We start from the raw sequence: 17,144 nt of genomic DNA on the forward strand, positions 1-17,144 counted from the left end.
GAAATTCCGCATGGCATCTTCCATCTTTTCCAAAATCGGTGACCAACTGCGCGTGCTCCGCGCGGAAAGAGCCTGGTCGCAGCCGGTCCTGGCAGCGCGCCTCGGCCGCGACCGTGCACGGATATCGGAGTTGGAGCGCGACCTTGCCGGCAATCGGCTGGGCCGCGACCGCCTGACATTATTCGCCGAAATCTGCGATGCTTTCGATGTCGTGCCCGTATTGGTGCCCAGAGCGCGTGCCGCGGAAGTCCAGCGATCGGTCGAAAAGTCCACCATGAGCGAGGTGCATTCGGTGCCGGTCAGGTCCACCTTTGACGAACTCTTCGTCGACCTTGGCGACGAGGACGGGACCGCCTGATGGCTAAAGCTGCAGCAGTACTGGGCGTCCATCTGCTCGACACGGCGCGCGGCGCGGTCCGAGCCGGCAGTTTGACGCGCGATACCGATGGTGGCGTCGTATTTAACATAGCCGAAGAATATCTCCGCGATCCCGCCCGGCCGATCCTCAGCCTCAGTTGGCTGGATCCTGAGTCGGATGATCGAACGCGCGACCGCCTCGCATCGCGAGGCGACAAAATCGGGCTGCACGGCTCGGTGCCGCCCTGGTTCGCAGGTCTTCTTCCCGAAGGAGCGTTGCGCGATCTCGTCCTGACCGAGATGGGGCCCGGCGACCACGACCAGTTCGATGTGCTGACGCGGCTGGGCGCGGATCTGCCTGGTGCCGTCTTGATCACGCCCGAGACAGAGGCACCGCGATCGGCCGGACCGCTGCACCTGGGAAATGTGAAGGGCTTCCAGGCCGCTCGTCCTGAAGGCGTGGTCAAATTCTCACTCGCGGGCATCCAACTCAAGTTTACGGCCAACCCCGAGGGCGAACGTCTGACCGTACCCGGCAGCGATGACACCGGGCGCTGCATCATCAAGGTGGCGAGCGATCGCTATGCGGGGCTTCCCGAGGCGGAGCATGGCGCGATGACGCTTGCCCGGATGATCGGCATCGACGCGGCGCCCTGTCGGTTGGTGCCGCGCGGTACCGTCGCCGGCGTGCCGGAGGAATTCCTCGCGCACGGCGAAAATGTGCTGGTCGTCGATCGCTTCGACCGCGGCGCCGGAGACGAGCGGATCCATATCGAGGATGCCGGACAAGTCATCGGCGCGATCGGTGAGCGCAAATACACGATGGCAAACACCGAGACGGTGATCAACATGGTCAGCCGGTTCAGTACTGATCGGCGCGCCGATGTTCTCGAGGCGGTACGCCGGGTCGCCGCCGACATACTCCTTGGCAATGGCGACAATCACCTCAAGAACTGGTCGTTCCACTTTCCCGCGCCGGGCGAGGTGCGGCTCTCCCCGGCCTATGATATCGTGCCCACGGTGCTGTTCATCCCCCGCGACACGATGGCGCTGCGGTTCGTCCGCACCCATCAGTTCGAGACGGTCGACATGCACCGTTTCGAACGGGTCGCGAGCTTCCTGAAAGTCGATCCGAAGTGGATTACGCGCGAGATCAAGGCCATCATCGAACGCGCGCTCGACCTCTGGCCAAAGGCCGCGCCCGAATTGCTGGGCGAACGCTGGGCTAAGACCTTACTTGCGCGGCTCGATACCCTCCGTCTCGTGCAGGAGGAGCGCGGCTGATTCCCGCTTGCGCGTCGGCGTTTGCCGGTTCCCACCCAATGGACGATGCAGGTCTCGATTCGCCGCGGATCCGTCAGGCGTTCCAGAACCCGCTTTTCCGACCGTGCCGCGCCTTGAGGCCGGCGACAAAGCCATCATGGTCCAGATGCTCGCCGAAATCATCGATCCACTTGGCGAGATACTCGCAGGTCTGGAGATGCCGCGCAGCATGGCCGTAGCGCTTGTACTTGGCGCGATCGAGCGAAAAGTCGATCATGGATCGCAGCATCAGCGTCGCTGCCAGGGGCGAGCACTCCTCCAGCGTTTCCGCAGCAGGCGTCAGCAGCCAGTAATGGTCGCCATTGAGTTCAGCGTGGCGCGCCAGAACCAGCTCGGCTGCCAGACGATGCGCCGGCCAATCCAATAGGAAACCAAGTGCCTGGTGGAAATCGACATGCTGGCGGACATGGGTCAAGGCCCTCTCTTCCGCTTCGGCATCGTCGAAGTCCGGCAGCCGCTTCAGGTGCGCGCGCAGATAGTCGGCGTTCAGGCTGTTCTCGAAGATCGCCCAGCGCGCGGTCTGTGCCTGAGCCGACTGCCCAAGCGCCTCGAGCGTGTCGATGCGGACGCGCGACCAGTCTGGCCAATGGCGTCCGTTGCGGAAATTGCCCTCGGCTAGCTGGAGCGCCGCCATCGCATCCGCGGGACGGCCCGCGGCGAGCAGCCGTTCGGCGATATCCGCGGCGATGGACGGATTGGTACGCTCCTCCGCGGAAAAACGCGCAGCATAGCCGTCCACATCGCCCAGCGCATCGGCGATCTCGGTCAGCGCCGAGCGGATCCGGCCGGCGTGGTATCGTGCTTCGAAATCCTCCTGATAGATCGGCGACCGGGTACTGATGCCGATCACCTTGCGATCCCCGCCCCCAGGCGCAGGAGGGGGTGCCGCCGCCAGTTCCTCGATCCGGGTCTTCAACATCGCCAGCCCTTCCTGCCCGAGCGCTTCCGCCATCTGGCCGATAATGCCGTCAAACTGCGCATAGTCATTGGCCTGCACGGCGACGAAGACGCGATCCGCCAGCACCCGAGCGTCTGGCTCCGCCCGCGCGGCGATGGTGCCCAGATCCTCTCGCGCATTGGCAATGATGTCGCTGATCGTCCCATTGCTGTCGTCGCAGCGTTCGTACACCGATGGGGCGAGTTCCAGCAGCCGCCAGAGCAGGTCAAACGCCTCGGCCGGCTGGGTCGGTGCGACATGGTCGACGATGGCATTGCGCTGCATGTCGAGATCGGCGGCACGTGTTCGAACCTTGGTCCAGTCCACGAACGAACGCGATTTCGCGATTGTTGCCAAGCGCTTGCGAATCTCTGCTGCCACATCCTCGCCGCCGTTTAGGCTCGCCAGTTCCAGCCGAAGGCGGCGCTTTGCAGCAGTATCGCCCGATGTCAGCTCAAGCAGCAGTTGGGCAAGCCGGTTCGCGCCCAGCGCAGCCAGGCTTTTCGCGTTAAGCGTCTTTTCTGAAGCCACGTTGCTGCGAACTTTCGGGACGGATCGGTGGGAACTTCCTTCCTGCTATTATGCAGCCGGCGCTACCGCGTCCAGCATGGCGTAACACACCTGAGCTTGCAGCGCCGAAGGTTTTGCCAAAGAGGTGAATGCCATACCGGCGCGCTAATATTCGATGGTGCAGAAGCAAAAATCCTCATGACCCATCCGGAGAAAAGTAATCGCCGCGCCATCACGAACTGGAATTTCAAGATACTGATTACGTGAGATAAAGATCGCGAAGTTCGCGGAATTAGACTCTATCGACGGCGAAATTTCAAATACCAGACCTCGTGCCCCAGCCGACGCGCCTTGGCTTCGTAGCGCGTTTCGGGCCAGCCGCCGGGGCGAACCTGGAAATCCTGCGCGTCCATGACCAGCCATTCGAACTGGTGGCGGTGGCGGCGCATGACCATCAGCGCGTGTTGCAGATAGATCGGGTGATCGGTGCCAAAACGGAACTCACCGCCGGGTTTCAGCTTGGCCGCGATCAGGTCGAGCGGACCGTCATTCATCATCCGCCGTTTGGCATGGCGCGCCTTGGGCCACGGGTCGGGGTGAAGCAGGTAGGCAAAGCTTAGCGCGCCGTCGGGAATGCGCTGTAACACCTCCAGCGCGTCGCCATGATGGATGCGGACATTACCCAGCGGCAACTTTGCGCCGTGATCGCCGGCAACATGGACCAGCGCTTGTGCAACGCCGTTGATGAACGGTTCGGCCCCAATAAAGCCGTGGTCGGGCAGCATGTCGGCGCGCGCCGCCATATGCTCTCCGCCGCCAAAACCGATTTCAAAATGCAATGGCCTGTCATATCCGAAGAGCGCCTCGGCGGTAACGGCGCCGTCGGTTGGCACTCCAATCTGTGGCAATAACGTATCGACCAACTCCTGCTGCCCGGCGCGCAGGGGCTTACCCTTGGAGCGGCCATAGAGGCGGTTGATCGTCGTCGGATCGCCGGGTTTATGCGCAGTCATGCCGCGCGCGTTAGCGCCGCGACCCCGCGGCCGCAAGACAGGCCACGGTTAAAGCGCGTCGCTGGTGATGCTGATCGCCTTGTTCTTGCCCTAGGTCGGAACCGCCGTGACGCGGCGGTTGGCGGCGACAATCTCCATCACCCGTTGAGGAGACGCGCGGTCTCAGGCGGCCAGCGCAGATTTCAGCTGCTCCACCAGATCGGTGCGCTCCCAAGGGAAGGCATCCCCGTCGGCGGTGCGGCCGAAATGGCCGTATGCCGCGGTCTGCTTGTAGATTGGCTTGTTGAGACCGAGGTGGGTGCGGATGCCCTTGGGCGTCAGGCGCACGAGTTGGGGGATTGCCGCCTCGATGCGGCTTTCCTCGATCGTCCCGGTGCCGTGCAGATCGACGTAGATCGACAGCGGCTCGGCGACCCCGATCGCATAGCTGAGCTGGATCGTGCAGCGACGCGCGAGGCCTGCGGCGACGATATTCTTGGCCAGATAGCGCGTAATATAGGCCGCCGAGCGGTCGACCTTGGTCGGATCCTTGCCGCTGAACGCGCCGCCGCCGTGCGGTGCGGCGCCGCCATAGGTGTCGACGATGATCTTGCGCCCGGTCAGTCCGGCGTCGCCGTCGGGGCCGCCGATCTCGAAACAGCCGGTCGGGTTGATATGATAAACGGTGTTGGCGGTGAGCAGTTCGGCCGGCAGCACGTCGGCGATCACGCCGAGCACATATTTGCGCAGCTCGGTATATTTCGCCTCGTCGCCTTCACCATTATGGAAGAAATAGCCCGGCGCATGCTGGGTCGACACGACGATCGCGGTCGCTTCGACCGGGCGCTCGTTGGCGTAACGCAGCGTGACTTGGCTCTTGGCATCGGGCTCGAGGAAGGGCGCGGTCCCGGCCTTGCGGTCGATGGCCATCCGTTCAAGGATCTTGTGGCTGTAATCGAGCGTCGCGGGCATCAGGTCGGGGGTTTCGTCCGATGCGTAACCGAACATGATCCCTTGATCGCCCGCGCCCTCGTCCTTGTTCTCGCCAGCATCAACGCCCTGCGCGATATGCGCCGATTGCGGGTGCAGGTTGTTTTCAAAGCGGAAGGTCTGCCAGTGGAAACCCGACTGTTCATAGCCGATTTCACGGACCGTCGCGCGGACCGCCGCTTCGACTTCTTCGGGTACGCCCGGCGCCCAATTGCCGTCTTCGTCCATGATCCCATTGCCGCGGATCTCGCCCGCCAACACGACCAGCTGCGTTGTGGTCAGCGTTTCGCAGGCGACGCGCGCTTCCGGATCCTTCGACAGGAACAAGTCGACGATCGAATCGCTGATCTGGTCGGCAACCTTGTCGGGATGTCCTTCGGACACGCTTTCAGAGGTGAAGAGGAAGCTGTTGCGCATGGGAAGCCTTCTGTGGATCGGATATAAAGGAAGCTTTATGTGATGGCGCTGTTAGCGTCCGCGGCGGCGAAAGGCAATGGCCGCCGCGAGCAACAGCAACGCAAATCCGACCGGCAGGATATTGCCGAAACGCGCGAACAGCGTTGGCGCATGCGCTGACGGTACGATGGTATCGATCCGCCCCGCCGCCTGCATCGGTAGCGATTCACGGATGCGGCCATCGGCATCGATCACCGCGCTGATCCCGGTCGGCGTCGCGCGCACCACGGGCAGCCCTTCCTCGATCGCGCGCAGCCGCGCCTGCGCCAGATGCTGCGGCGGACCCCATGCGCCAAACCACGCGTCGTTCGACGGGTTGAAGATGAAATCGGGGCGGTGATCGCGATCGACGACCTGCCCCGAAAAGATGATCTCGTAACAGATTTGCAGCCCCGCGCGGCCGAAGTCGCCGAGGTCGAGGGTGCGCGGTCCCGGGCCGGGCCAAAAATCGATGTCGCCGGGGGCGAGCCGCGACAGGCCGATCGCTGACAGCACCGGACGCAGCGGCAGATATTCACCATAAGGCACCAGATGCGCCTTGTCGTAGCGCGGGCCGAGGGTGCCGTCGGCATGCACGGTCATCACCGCATTGCGCGCGCCGACAACATCGCCGCTGCGATCGAGTTCGAGCTTGAGCGCGCCGAGCAGCATCAGGTCGCCGGGGTTCATCAGCGCGGTCAACCGCGCACGTGCCGCGGCGGGCGAGCGGTCGTAATAGACCGCCGGATAACCCCATTCGAGATAATCTGGCACCGCCGCCTCGGGCCACAGGATCAGGCGCGGCGTCTCATCCTTCGGCGCGGTCAGCCGCGCGAGTTTCGCGAAATTGGCGTCAGCCTTGGCGCCGACCCATTTGTCGGCCTGGCCGACATTGGGCTGGACGACGGTGATGGGGATGCCGTCTGCTTGAACGAGATCATAACTTGCTTGGTCTATAGTCGTTGCCCACATGAAGAGGACAGGAAACCCGAAAAACATAATTGGGCCAAGCATTAGGGTCGAAAAGAATGTTCCATCGCTAAGACCTCGGCGGAACATGGCGGCCCACCGCGGCGCAAACCGTAGTCCCCATCCGATCCACAACAGGGCTATGGCAGAAAGTCCGTAGGTACCGATCATCGCCGCGGGACCAGCCAATTGTACGGGCACAAGAAACGCGCTCAACGGGTTCCAGGCAAATCCCGTAAACACCCAGCTGCGCAGCCATTCGGTGAGCGTCCACAGCGCGGCAAAGGCGAGGATGAAAGATAGCGTCGCCCCTGCGTAGGCGGGGGCCGGTGTCGGTGTTGGACCTTCGCTGCTGTGTAAGCCGCCAGCGGCCCCTGCCTTCGCAGGGGCGACGAATTTGGTCACCGCCCAGGCCCCCCACGCTGCCAATGCCGGATATACCGCCAGATACAGCGCCAGCAGCACGACCGCGATCCACCCCAGCCAGGCGGGCATCGCCGCCTGATAGGTGAACGCCGTCGCGATCCAGTTCAGCCCGACGACAAAATGTCCGACCCCGAACGCCCAGCCGATCCCGAACGTCCGCCAGCCCTTGGGACTGCGCGCCACGAGTGCCATCCAGCCCGCGAGCGCTAGCAGCGTCAACGGCCAGAAATTCAACGGCGCAAATCCCGTCGCCGAAACGGCGCCCAGCGTCAGGGCGATCAGCTTGGGCCAGCGGTCGGCGAAAGCGGCGATGCGGGGGGATAGCGCGGTCACGCGCGCTGCTTTAGCCGTCCGTCCGCGCCCTCACTAGAGCATATATTTCATCTTGATCGACTGGTGCGTGTCGCCGGTGACCGCAAAGCTTGCCGATTTGAACTTGGGCGCGCCCATCCCGATCGCGGGATTGCGTGAAAAGCCGAAGCCTTCCTTGGGCATGAACAGCGCCATATCCATCTTGTTGTTGCTGTTTTCGTCGTGGACGACGGCGATGGCATAGGTGCCATCGGCGGGGGCGGCGACCTTGAAATGACCCGAGGTTGCGGCTTTCACCGCCATGCGCACCGACGCCTTGTCCTTGCTGCAGTCGGGGAAGGCCTTGGGGTTGGCGGTCAGGCACACCAGCACCTGTCCCTTGGTGCTGCGCAACCCGGTAACGCTGACATCAACCATCGGCGGCGGCGCGCTCGCGGCGGCGGTGAGCAGCGGCAAAATCGCCAAGCCCAATATCGGTGCCGCAAATCTTGTCCCAGAAACGGAAATACAGGCCATAATTCCCCCGGTAAGCGGCATGATGCTGCTCGTGATGCGTTGCGGTTATCAGCCACCGCCCGACTGGTCCATGAACAAGCGCGCGCGGGAACATTTCCCATCCCATATGATTGCCGACCCCCATGACCGTCATGATCGTCAGCACCAGCCCCAGAACCGCGACATGGATCGGGATCAGAAACACCAGCACGGGGATGACGATCGCGCCAGTCAGCGCCTCGACCGGATGGAAACTCATCGCCGCCCAGGCCGTCGGCGGGCGGCTTGCGTGATGCACCGCATGCGCGATGCGGAACGGCCGCGGCCGGTGCATCCAGCGGTGCGTCCAGTAAAACCATGTGTCGTGGGCGAGCAGATAGGCAAGCAGGCTGACCGGCAGATACCAAAGCGGAAAGACATCGACGTCGGTATAGATGCGCGTCCAGCCATGCGCCTGCCAACCCCACGCGACCACCCCTGCGGGAATCCCGTAAATCGCGGCGCTGGCGAGGCTCCAGCCGATCTCGCGGCGCATCTGGGGTTCGAGTCCGCGATAAAGGCCGGGATGTTTGATCCGGGTCGCGAGGGCGAAGCCTCCGCTGCTGAGCAGATATCGGACCCCGACGATCAGCGTCATCGCCAGCGCAGAGAAAATGATCGCGGTCATCCGTCCGCCCTAGCCGCCTGCGCGCGCGGCGGCTAGGGCGGACGGATGACCGCGTCCGAACCCGATTATTGCGACATTGCCGTCGTCGGCGGCGGCCTGGCGGGCGGGCTCGCGGCGCTGGCGCTCGCGGCGAAGAGCCCCGCGCTCGATGTGCGGCTGATCGAACCCGATGCGATCGGCGGCAATCATATCTGGTCTTTCTTCGACAGCGACATTGCCAAGCGCGATCGCTGGCTCGTCGCGCCGCTCGTCCGCTACCATTGGGACCGCTATGATGTCGCCTTTCCGGCGCGCGAGCGCCGGGTGCGGATGGGGTATAAGAGCATCACTGGCGAAGCGCTCGCCGAGGCAGTTGCCGCGGCGCTTCCCGCGGGGCGGATCATTGCCGACAAGGCGAAGCATGTCGCGCCCGATCATGTGCTGCTGGCGCGCGGCGGGCGGCTGTCGGCAAAGCATGTCATCGACGCGCGCGGCACCGGCAAAACGTCGATGCTCGATTGCGGCTGGCAGAAATTCGTCGGGCAGGCGCTGACCGTCGAGGGTGGGCATGGCATCGAGCGTCCGCTCGTCATGGACGCGACGGTTGAGCAACTGGACGGCTATCGCTTCGTCTATCTGCTGCCCTTTGATGCCCGGACGGTCTTTGTCGAAGACACCTATTATAGCGACAGCGCAGACCTGGATGTCGACGCGGTACGCGACCGGATCGCGACCTATGCGGCGCGGCGGCAGTGGAATGTCAGCGCAGTCACGCGCGAGGAAACCGGTGTGCTGCCCGTCGTCGTTGCGGGCGATTTCGACCGGCTGTGGCCCGCGATCGACCGCACCGCGCGGATCGGGGCGCGCGCCGGGGTGTTCCACGCGATGACAGGCTATTCGCTGCCCGATGCCGTGCGCACCGCGGCGGCGCTGCCCGCGCTGATCGATCGCGGCGATCTAGGCGTGCGGCTGCGCGCGCGTGCCGCAGCATCATGGCGCCGCCAGCGTTTTTACCGGATGCTCGGTGCGATGCTGTTCCGGGCCGCCGATCCGGACGAGCGTTACCGAATCTTTCAGCGCTTTTACGGCCTCGCGCCCGGCCTGATCGCGCGCTTCTACGCGGGGCGGTCGAACACTGCCGACAAATTACGCATCCTGTCGGGCAAGCCGCCCGTATCTGTACGCCGCGCAATTGCGGCGCTTGCAAAACTGGACTGGAAATGACGCGTAGCGCTATTGTTATCGGCGCCGGTTTCGGCGGCCTCGCGCTCGCCATTCGGCTGCAATCATCGGGGGTCGCGACGACGATCGTCGAGGCGCGCGACAAGGCGGGCGGGCGCAGCTATCACTGGCAGCGGCAGGGGTTCACCTTCGACGCCGGGCCGACGGTGATCACCGACCCACCGTGCCTTCAGGAACTATGGACGCTCAGCGGGCAGGAAATGGCCGCCGATGTGACGCTCGACCCGGTGATGCCCTTTTACCGGCTCAACTGGCCTGACGGCACCAACTTCGATTATTCGAACGACGAAGCGGCACTGAATGCCGAAATCGCGAAGCTCAATCCCGCCGACGTTGCGGGGTATGAAAAATTTCTGACCTATTCAAAGGGGGTGTATGAGGAGGGCTATGTCAAGCTCGGCTCTGCGGCCTTCCTCGACTTCGCCTCGATGATCAAGGCGGCCCCGGCGCTGATGAAATATCAGGCCTGGCGCAGCGTCTATTCGATCGTGTCATCCTATGTGCAGGACGAACGATTGCGGCAGGCGCTGTCGTTCCACACCCTGCTCGTCGGCGGCAATCCGATGAACACCAGTTCGATCTACGCGCTGATTCACACCATCGAAAAAGAGGGCGGCGTGTGGTTCGCGCGCGGCGGCACCAACAAGCTGGTCGCGGGCATGGTTGCGCTGTTCGAGCGGCTGGGAGGAACGCTCCGCCTCGCCGACCCGGTGACCAAGATCGAAACGCAAGGCGACCGCGCGACCGCGGTGCAGACCGCGAGCGGCTGGCGCGCCGAAGCGGACATGATCGCCTCGAACGGCGACATGATGCACAATTATGCCGCGCTGCTGTCGGACCATCCGCGCGGCAAAAAAGCCGCGAAATCGCTGGCGCGCAAACGCTGGTCGCCATCGCTGTTCGTTGTCCATTTCGGGGTGAAGGGCGAGTATCCGGACATCGCGCACCACAGCATCCTGTTCGGTCCGCGCTACAAGGGGCTGCTCGACGACATTTACAAGAACGGCGTGGTGCCCGATGACTTCTCGCTCTACCTCCACCACCCGACCGCGACCGACAAGGCGATGGCGCCGGGCGGCTATTCGACCTTCTACGTCCTCGCCCCGGTCGCGCATCTGGGCAAGGCGAAGGTCGACTGGGACGGCGCATTCGGCCAGCAATTTGCCGATGCGATCCTCGACGAGGTCGAGGCGCGGGTGCTGCCGGGACTTAAGGCCAATCTGGCAACCAGCTTCCACTACACCCCTGCCGATTTCGGCCGCGATCTGTCAGCGCATCTCGGCAGTGCGTTCAGCCTCGAGCCGGTGCTGTGGCAAAGCGCGTGGTTCCGGGCGCATAATCGCGATGATGTGATTTCGAACCTGTATTTCGTCGGCGCGGGGACGCATCCGGGGGCGGGAATTCCAGGGGTGGTCGGGAGCGCCAAGGCGACCGCAAAGCTGATGCTGGAAGGCCCGGAATAACAAAAAACCGTTCGCATCGAGCGAAGTCGAGAAGCCCATCAGGCTGGAAATGACGCTGGGTGTCTCGACTTCGCTCGACACGAACGGGTAAGGGAAAGTTTATGAAACGTCTTGCCGTCTATTGCGGGTCCGCGACCCCTGCCGATCCAATCTATATCGAAACCGCGCGCCATGTTGGCCGCACGCTGGCCCAGCGCGGCATCGGCGTCGTCTATGGCGGCGGGCGGCTTGGGCTGATGGGCGCGGTCGCCGACAGCGCACTCGAAGCCGGCGGCGAGGTGATCGGGGTGATCCCCGACGCGCTGGTCGGTACCGAGGTGGCGCACCGGGGCTGCACCGAATTGCACGTCGTCAGCGGCATGCACGAACGCAAGAAGATGTTCACCGACCTATCCGACGGTTTCCTCACCATCCCTGGCGGCGTCGGCACGATGGACGAATTGTGGGAAGCGATCAGCTGGGCGCAGCTAGGTTATCACAGCAAGCCCGTCGGCCTGCTCAACGCGGCCGGCTTCTACAACGACCTGATCGCGTTCAACCAGAATATGATCGAGGTCGGTTTCATTCGCCCCGCGCACGCCGGGATCATGATCGTCGACGCCGGGCTCGACGATCTTCTGAGCAAGATGGCGACTTATGAACCCCATGCGCCGATCTTTGCGATGAAGGCCGACGATCTGTAATGGACGCGGCGGGGGTCTATGACGCGCACGCCCTCCACGGTTTCGCGCACGACAGCATCGCGCGTGGCTCGAAAAGCTTCGCGCTCGCCAGCCAGTTGTTCGATCGCGAAACCCGCGAACGCGTCTGGCTGCTCTATGCCTGGTGCCGCGCCGCCGACGATCTGACTGACGGTCAAGACCATGGCGGCGCGATGTCGCAGGACCATGATGCGCAGGCAGCGCTCGCGCGCATCCGCACCCTCACCGACGCCGCTTTTGCCGGGCAGCCGACGGGCGACCAGGCATTCGACGCGCTCGGCTATCTGCTTACCGAGGTGGCGATCCCGCGCGCCGTCATCGACGACATCATCGCGGGCTTTGCGCTGGATGCCGACGATTGGCGCCCGCGCAGCGAGGCCGACCTGCTGCGCTATTGCTATCATGTCGCGGGCGCGGTCGGGGTCGCGATGGCGTTGGTGATGGGAGTTGACCCTGCCGACGAGGCGACGCTCGACCGTGCCTCCGACCTCGGCATCGCCTTCCAGCTCGCCAACATCGCGCGCGACGTGGCCGAGGATGCCGCCGCCGACCGCTGTTACCTGCCGATCGAATGGATCGTCGAACTCGACATCCCGCCGGGCCAGCACATGCACCCCGCCTTTCGCGGCCGCCTGTCGGTGATGGCGAAATGGCTCGCCGAAATGGCCGCGGAATATGAAGCATCGGCGCGCTGGGGCGCACGCAAGCTGCCGCCGCGCAGCCGCTGGGCGGTTCTCGCGGCGGCGGGCATCTATGGCGACATTGCACGCGAAGTGCGCGCGCGCGGCGATCATGCGTGGGACCACCGCGCCAGCACGACGCGGCTCGCCAAACTCGGCTGGATCGCGCGCGCGGGCTGGTCGGTGCTGCGGCGCCCGCCGGGCCACCGGATCAGCCGCGACGGATTGTGGACGCGTCCACGGCTGGATGCGCCGACGTGACGCAGATCGAATGGCTGGCTGCGGCGTTGGTCCTGATCAACGTCGCGCTCGTCGCGCTGCGCAGCGTGTGGAATTATCCCTTCGCGCTCATCGCGGTCAGCCTTTACGCCGTCGTTTTCTATGACGCGCGGCTGTATAGCGACATGGTTTTGCAGGGCTTTTTCTTTGCGCTCAATCTTTACGGCTGGGCCAGCTGGCTGCGCGCCCGCAATGACAGCGGCGTCCCGGTCGGCTGGATGGACGGGGCGTCGCGTCAGGCTTGGGCCGCGGTGACGATCGTCGCATGGGTAGCGTGGAGCTTTGCGATGGATCGCTACACCGATGCGGTGGCGCCCTGGATCGATGGCGCAATCGCTATGCTCAGCATCACCGCGCAATGGCTGCTTGCGCGGCGGCGGATCGAAAGCTGGTATCTGTGGATCGTCGTCGACCTGATCGCGATCCCGCTCTTCGCATCGCGCGGACTGTATGCCACGAGCGCGGTCTATGTCGTGCTGCTCGGCCTGTCGATCGACGGGCTGATCCAGTGGCGCCGCGCCGCGGCAACGGGCAGCGTGGCAGTATGACGCACCATATTTGTTTCCATGGCGCCGAAAGCACGGGCAAATCGACGCTGGCACCGCGCCTCGCGCTGCGGCTCGGCGGGCTCGTCGTTCCCGAATATGGCCGCACCTATGCCGAGGCCAATGGGACCGACCTCGACGACATCGACCTCCTGGCGATTTTCGACGGCCATAACGCGGCCACCCGCGAAGCGCTGGCGCAAGACCCCGACTGGTTGATCTCCGATACCGATGCGTTGATGACGCAGGCTTGGGCGATCATGCTGCTCGGCCGCCGCTTGCCCGAAATCGACCAGTGGAATGAAACCGCCGACCTTTACCTCGTGCCGGCGATGGACCTGGAGTGGCAGGAGGACGGCACCCGCCTGTTCGGTAGCGACCTGGCACGGCGGCAGTTCATGGATGTCGCGATCGGCGAGCTCGAACGGCGCAAGCTCAAATGGGCTTGGGTCCGGGGCGGCGGCGACGCGCGTCTGCAAAGCGCGCTGGCAGCGATAAAGGCGGCGGGGGTGGGGTGATTTCTGCTCCCTGCGGCGAAGCCATGGGGAGGATCAGGCGGCGTGGGCGTCGCGCAATTCCCGCTTCAACACTTTGCCGATCGGGCTGCGCGGCAGTTCCTCCACGACGGTGATGCCGCTGATCCGCTGCGTCTTGCCCACCTTGGCGTTGCAGTCGGCGCGCACCGCCTCGGCGTCGGCGCCGTCCTTTAGCACCACGAACGCGACCGGGGTTTCGCCCCATTCCTCGCTCGGCAGCCCGACCACGGCGGCCTCGACGACGCGGTCGTCGGCGAGCAGGATTGCTTCCAGATCGCTCGGGAAGATGTTGAAGCCGCCCGAAATGATCATGTCCTTGGCGCGGTCCATCAGGGTCAGGAAGCCGTCCTCGTCGATCCGTCCGATGTCGCCGTGGCGATAGAAGAGATTGCCGTCGCTATCGTACCAGTGCATCGCCTTGGTCGCGTCGGGGCGGTTGTTGTAACCGGTCATCATCGCGGGCGAGCGGCCGACGACTTCGCCGACCGATCCTTGCGGTAGTTCGTTACCGTCCTCGTCGATCACTTTTGCGATATGCCCCGGCGCGGGCTTGCCGACGGTGTGGAGCTTGTCGGGGAATTGATGCGCCTCGAGGATGAACGCCGCGCCGCCTTCGGTCATCCCGTATATTTCGACCAGCCCGCCGGGCCAGCGCGCCAGTACATCGGCCTTGAGTGCCGCAGGGAAGGGCGCCGAGGTGCAATATTTGACGACGAAGCTGGAGAGGTCGAAGCTCTCGAAATCGTCGAGCGCCATGATGCGGCGATACTGCACCGGCACCAGCATCGTGTTCGTCGCGCGCTCGCGCGCCGCGAGTTCTAGGAATCCGCGGGCGTCGAATTTCTTCATCAAGACAGTCTGCCCGCCCGACCCGACGGTGGGCATGAAGCTCGCCATCGTCGTGTTCGAATAGAGCGGGGTCGACAGGATCGTCACGGCGTTGGGACCGTAAGCCGGGGCGCCGCGAATGATATGCTGCCAGCGCATCGCATGGCTGTGGACGATGCCCTTGGGCGTGCCGGTGGTGCCCGACGAATAGATAATGTTGAAGCCGTCTTCGGGCCGGATCACGACGGGCGTCGGCTGGGCATCGGCGAGCGCAAGCCAGACCTCGAGCGGCGTCCCCGCATCGCTGCCGTCCATCGCGATCAGGTCGCTCGCGGGGATGACCTGACCTTCCAGGCTCGTCTTCGCAGCATTGTCGAGGAGCAGGTGGCGTGCACCGGTATCGGCGATCATCGCCGCCATCTGCTCGCCGGTGGCGCTGTTCGTCACCAGTCCCGCGACGCCGCCTGCGCGCAGCGTGCCGATGATGACGGCCATTTGTTCGACGCTGTTCAGGCCGGCAATCGCGGTGCGGTCGCCTTTCGCAAACCCATCCTGCTGCAAGCGCGCCGCGATTCGGTCGGCCAATTGGTCCAGTTCGGACCAGCTCAGCCGCCGCGCCGGGTCGGCAGCCGCTACGGCATCGGGACGTTCCGCGGCATGGGCACGGACAAGGTCGGGCAGGGTGGCGAAGTCGCTCTCGAGCATCTGGGCTGCGGTCATGCTGCGGGGTTAGCACAGGCGCGGCATCGCGCAATGCCGGGTACTGGGCGTAGACCATCGAGGGGGGCGAGGGACGGGGCAGGTCTATGCTTTGCGGTCGCGGCCCGATCAAGGGGCGCGGGCGATAGAAGGCCCGCCTTTCCTTCCCCTCGCTTGACCAAAAGTTTCAGCTTGCTACTGATCTGAGACATAAGAAACCAACGATTCCCGGAGATGATGGCCCGATGCACCCTTCCGTTCATGCCCGCAGCAACCCCGACAAAGCCGCGATCATCGTCGCCGAAACGGGTGAAGCGATCAGTTATGGTGAGCTCGACGCGGCGTCGAACCGCGCCGCGCAACTGTTTCGCGCGCATGGGCTGGGGCATGAGGATGTCGTCGCCTTCATGCTCGAAAACACGCCGCATTATTATGGGCTGACGTGGGGCGCGCAGCGCTCGGGGCTGCGTTATGTCTGCATCTCGTCGCGGCTGACGCAGGACGAGACCGATTACATTCTCGAAAATTCGGGCGCAAAGATGCTCGTTGTTTCGGCCAGCCTGGGCGCCGCGGCGCAGCAGCTGAACACGACGATTACCCGCTTTGCGATGGGCGGCGACATCGACGGCTGGGCGCGGTGGGAAGATGCGGTCGCCGCGATGCCCGCGACCTCCGTCGCCGACGAGCGCGCCGGGGTCGACATGCTCTATTCGTCGGGGACGACCGGGCGGCCCAAGGGCGTGCGTGTGCCGCTGCCCGAGGAACGCGCGATCGACGCGACGAACAGCCTGGTCATGCTTGCCTCGGCGGTGTTCCAGATCAATTCGGACAGCATCTATCTGTCGCCTGCGCCGCTCTATCACGCCGCGCCGCTGCGCTGGTCGATGACGATCCACCGGCTGGGCGGGACCGTCGTCCTGATGAAGAAATTCGATCCCGAGGCGGCGCTGGCGCATATCGAAAAATATCGCGTCAATTCCAGCCAGTGGGTGCCGACGCATTTTGTCCGGATGCTCAAGCTGCCCGCAGAGGTCCGCACCCGTTACGACACCACCTCGTTGAAGGTTGCTATCCACGCCGCGGCGCCATGCCCGATTCCGGTCAAGCAGGCGATGATCGACTGGTGGGGGCCGGTGCTCTTCGAATATTATGCCGGGTCGGAAGGCAATGGCATGACCTTTGTCTCGAGCTCCGACTGGCTGACCCACAAGGGCACCGTCGGCCGCCCGATTCTCGGCGCGGTCCATATCATGGGTGAGGATAATGAGACCGAACTTGGTCCCAATGAAGAAGGAACGGTCTTCTTCGAAAGCGAAAACGTCTTCGAATATCATGGCGATAGCGAGAAAACGGCCTCGAGTCGCAACAGCAGGGGCTGGTCGACCCTCGGCGACGTCGGCAAGGTGGATGTCGAAGGCTTTCTTTACCTCACCGACCGTAAGAGCTTCATGATCATTACCGGCGGGGTGAACGTCTATCCGCAGGAGATCGAAAACCATCTCGTCACCCATCCCAAGGTCGCCGACGTTGCAGTTGTTGGCGGACCACACGACGAAATGGGCGAAGAAGTGATCGCGGTGATCCAGCCTGCCGATATGGCTGACGCGAACGACGAATTCCGGGGCGAACTGATCGCCTATGCCCGCGAGAAACTGTCGGGCGTGAAGATCCCGCGCCGCATCGACTTCATGGAGGCGCTGCCGCGGCACGACACGGGCAAGCTCTACAAACGGCTGCTGCGCGATCAATATTGGGACAAGGCGAAGGCGGAGGCCTGAG

At 64.0% G+C, this 17,144-nt stretch carries 16 protein-coding genes; 9 read left to right on the plus strand and 7 right to left on the minus strand.

Annotation, left to right across the window (positions count from 1 at the left end):
* Positions 1-10: 10 nt before the first annotated feature.
* Together CDQ92_RS05075 and CDQ92_RS05080 are read left to right on the plus strand one after the other, a co-directional pair.
* A complete protein-coding gene (locus tag CDQ92_RS05075) occupies positions 11-358 on the plus strand; it encodes a helix-turn-helix transcriptional regulator (RefSeq protein ID WP_088440236.1) in 348 nt (115 codons plus the stop codon).
* Positions 358-1,641, plus strand: a complete 1,284-nt coding sequence (locus tag CDQ92_RS05080) for a type II toxin-antitoxin system HipA family toxin (RefSeq protein WP_088440237.1) — start codon at positions 358-360, stop codon at positions 1,639-1,641. The genes CDQ92_RS05075 and CDQ92_RS05080 overlap by 1 nt, the downstream gene beginning before the upstream one ends.
* 73 nt (positions 1,642-1,714) lie before the next feature.
* Here CDQ92_RS05080 and CDQ92_RS05085 read toward each other — a convergent pair whose 3' ends face one another.
* The 6 genes from CDQ92_RS05085 to CDQ92_RS05110 all read right to left on the minus strand — a co-directional run bounded on the left by CDQ92_RS05085 (position 1,715) and on the right by CDQ92_RS05110 (position 8,413).
* On the minus strand, positions 1,715-3,148 hold the full coding sequence (locus CDQ92_RS05085) for a DUF6880 family protein (RefSeq protein ID WP_088440238.1): 1,434 nt from the start codon (positions 3,146-3,148) through the stop codon (positions 1,715-1,717).
* A gap of 278 nt (positions 3,149-3,426) precedes the next feature.
* The gene (trmB, locus tag CDQ92_RS05090) at positions 3,427-4,140 is read right to left on the minus strand and encodes a tRNA (guanine(46)-N(7))-methyltransferase TrmB (protein WP_088440239.1); all 714 of its coding nucleotides are present in this window, start codon (positions 4,138-4,140) and stop codon (positions 3,427-3,429) included.
* A gap of 162 nt (positions 4,141-4,302) precedes the next feature.
* Positions 4,303-5,526: a methionine adenosyltransferase gene (gene metK / locus CDQ92_RS05095; protein WP_088440240.1), complete on the minus strand. Its 1,224-nt coding sequence runs from the start codon at positions 5,524-5,526 to the stop codon at positions 4,303-4,305.
* 51 nt (positions 5,527-5,577) lie between these two features.
* Positions 5,578-7,272, minus strand: a complete 1,695-nt coding sequence (lnt, locus tag CDQ92_RS05100) for an apolipoprotein N-acyltransferase (protein WP_088440241.1) — start codon at positions 7,270-7,272, stop codon at positions 5,578-5,580.
* Positions 7,273-7,305: 33 nt separating this feature from the next.
* Positions 7,306-7,668 (minus strand): DUF2141 domain-containing protein, encoded by a 363-nt coding sequence (locus CDQ92_RS05105; RefSeq protein WP_229667002.1) that lies wholly within the window; start codon positions 7,666-7,668, stop codon positions 7,306-7,308.
* The gene (locus CDQ92_RS05110) at positions 7,661-8,413 is read right to left on the minus strand and encodes a sterol desaturase family protein (RefSeq protein WP_088440243.1); all 753 of its coding nucleotides are present in this window, start codon (positions 8,411-8,413) and stop codon (positions 7,661-7,663) included. Before CDQ92_RS05110 ends, CDQ92_RS05105 begins: the two co-directional genes overlap by 8 nt.
* A gap of 45 nt (positions 8,414-8,458) precedes the next feature.
* Between CDQ92_RS05110 and crtY the strand changes: the two genes are divergently transcribed.
* The 6 genes from crtY to CDQ92_RS05140 all read left to right on the plus strand — a co-directional run bounded on the left by crtY (position 8,459) and on the right by CDQ92_RS05140 (position 13,820).
* Entirely contained in the window at positions 8,459-9,616 is a 1,158-nt protein-coding gene (crtY, locus tag CDQ92_RS05115) for a lycopene beta-cyclase CrtY (protein WP_088440244.1), read from the plus strand.
* Positions 9,613-11,097 carry a phytoene desaturase gene (locus CDQ92_RS05120; protein WP_088440245.1) on the plus strand — a complete coding sequence of 495 codons (1,485 nt, stop codon included), beginning with the start codon at positions 9,613-9,615 and terminating at the stop codon, positions 11,095-11,097. The genes crtY and CDQ92_RS05120 overlap by 4 nt, the downstream gene beginning before the upstream one ends.
* A gap of 101 nt (positions 11,098-11,198) precedes the next feature.
* The gene (locus CDQ92_RS05125) at positions 11,199-11,780 is read left to right on the plus strand and encodes an LOG family protein (protein WP_088440246.1); all 582 of its coding nucleotides are present in this window, start codon (positions 11,199-11,201) and stop codon (positions 11,778-11,780) included.
* The gene (locus CDQ92_RS05130; RefSeq protein WP_088440247.1) at positions 11,780-12,739 is read left to right on the plus strand and encodes a phytoene/squalene synthase family protein; all 960 of its coding nucleotides are present in this window, start codon (positions 11,780-11,782) and stop codon (positions 12,737-12,739) included. Before CDQ92_RS05125 ends, CDQ92_RS05130 begins: the two co-directional genes overlap by 1 nt.
* Complete coding sequence (gene pnuC, locus CDQ92_RS05135) at positions 12,736-13,305, plus strand: nicotinamide riboside transporter PnuC (RefSeq protein WP_088440248.1); 570 nt, start codon at positions 12,736-12,738, stop codon at positions 13,303-13,305. The genes CDQ92_RS05130 and pnuC overlap by 4 nt, the downstream gene beginning before the upstream one ends.
* Complete coding sequence (locus tag CDQ92_RS05140; protein ID WP_088440249.1) at positions 13,302-13,820, plus strand: AAA family ATPase; 519 nt, start codon at positions 13,302-13,304, stop codon at positions 13,818-13,820. Before pnuC ends, CDQ92_RS05140 begins: the two co-directional genes overlap by 4 nt.
* 33 nt (positions 13,821-13,853) lie before the next feature.
* Here CDQ92_RS05140 and CDQ92_RS05145 read toward each other — a convergent pair whose 3' ends face one another.
* Positions 13,854-15,386: a class I adenylate-forming enzyme family protein gene (locus CDQ92_RS05145; protein ID WP_088440250.1), complete on the minus strand. Its 1,533-nt coding sequence runs from the start codon at positions 15,384-15,386 to the stop codon at positions 13,854-13,856.
* A 224-nt stretch (positions 15,387-15,610) separates the two neighbouring features.
* Between CDQ92_RS05145 and CDQ92_RS05150 the strand changes: the two genes are divergently transcribed.
* Positions 15,611-17,143 carry an acyl-CoA synthetase gene (locus tag CDQ92_RS05150; protein WP_088440251.1) on the plus strand — a complete coding sequence of 511 codons (1,533 nt, stop codon included), beginning with the start codon at positions 15,611-15,613 and terminating at the stop codon, positions 17,141-17,143.
* The last annotated feature ends 1 nt before the right edge of the window (position 17,144 follow it).

The sequence above is a fragment of the Sphingopyxis bauzanensis genome (assembly GCF_002205675.1).
GTDB classification, from domain to species: domain Bacteria; phylum Pseudomonadota; class Alphaproteobacteria; order Sphingomonadales; family Sphingomonadaceae; genus Sphingopyxis; species Sphingopyxis bauzanensis.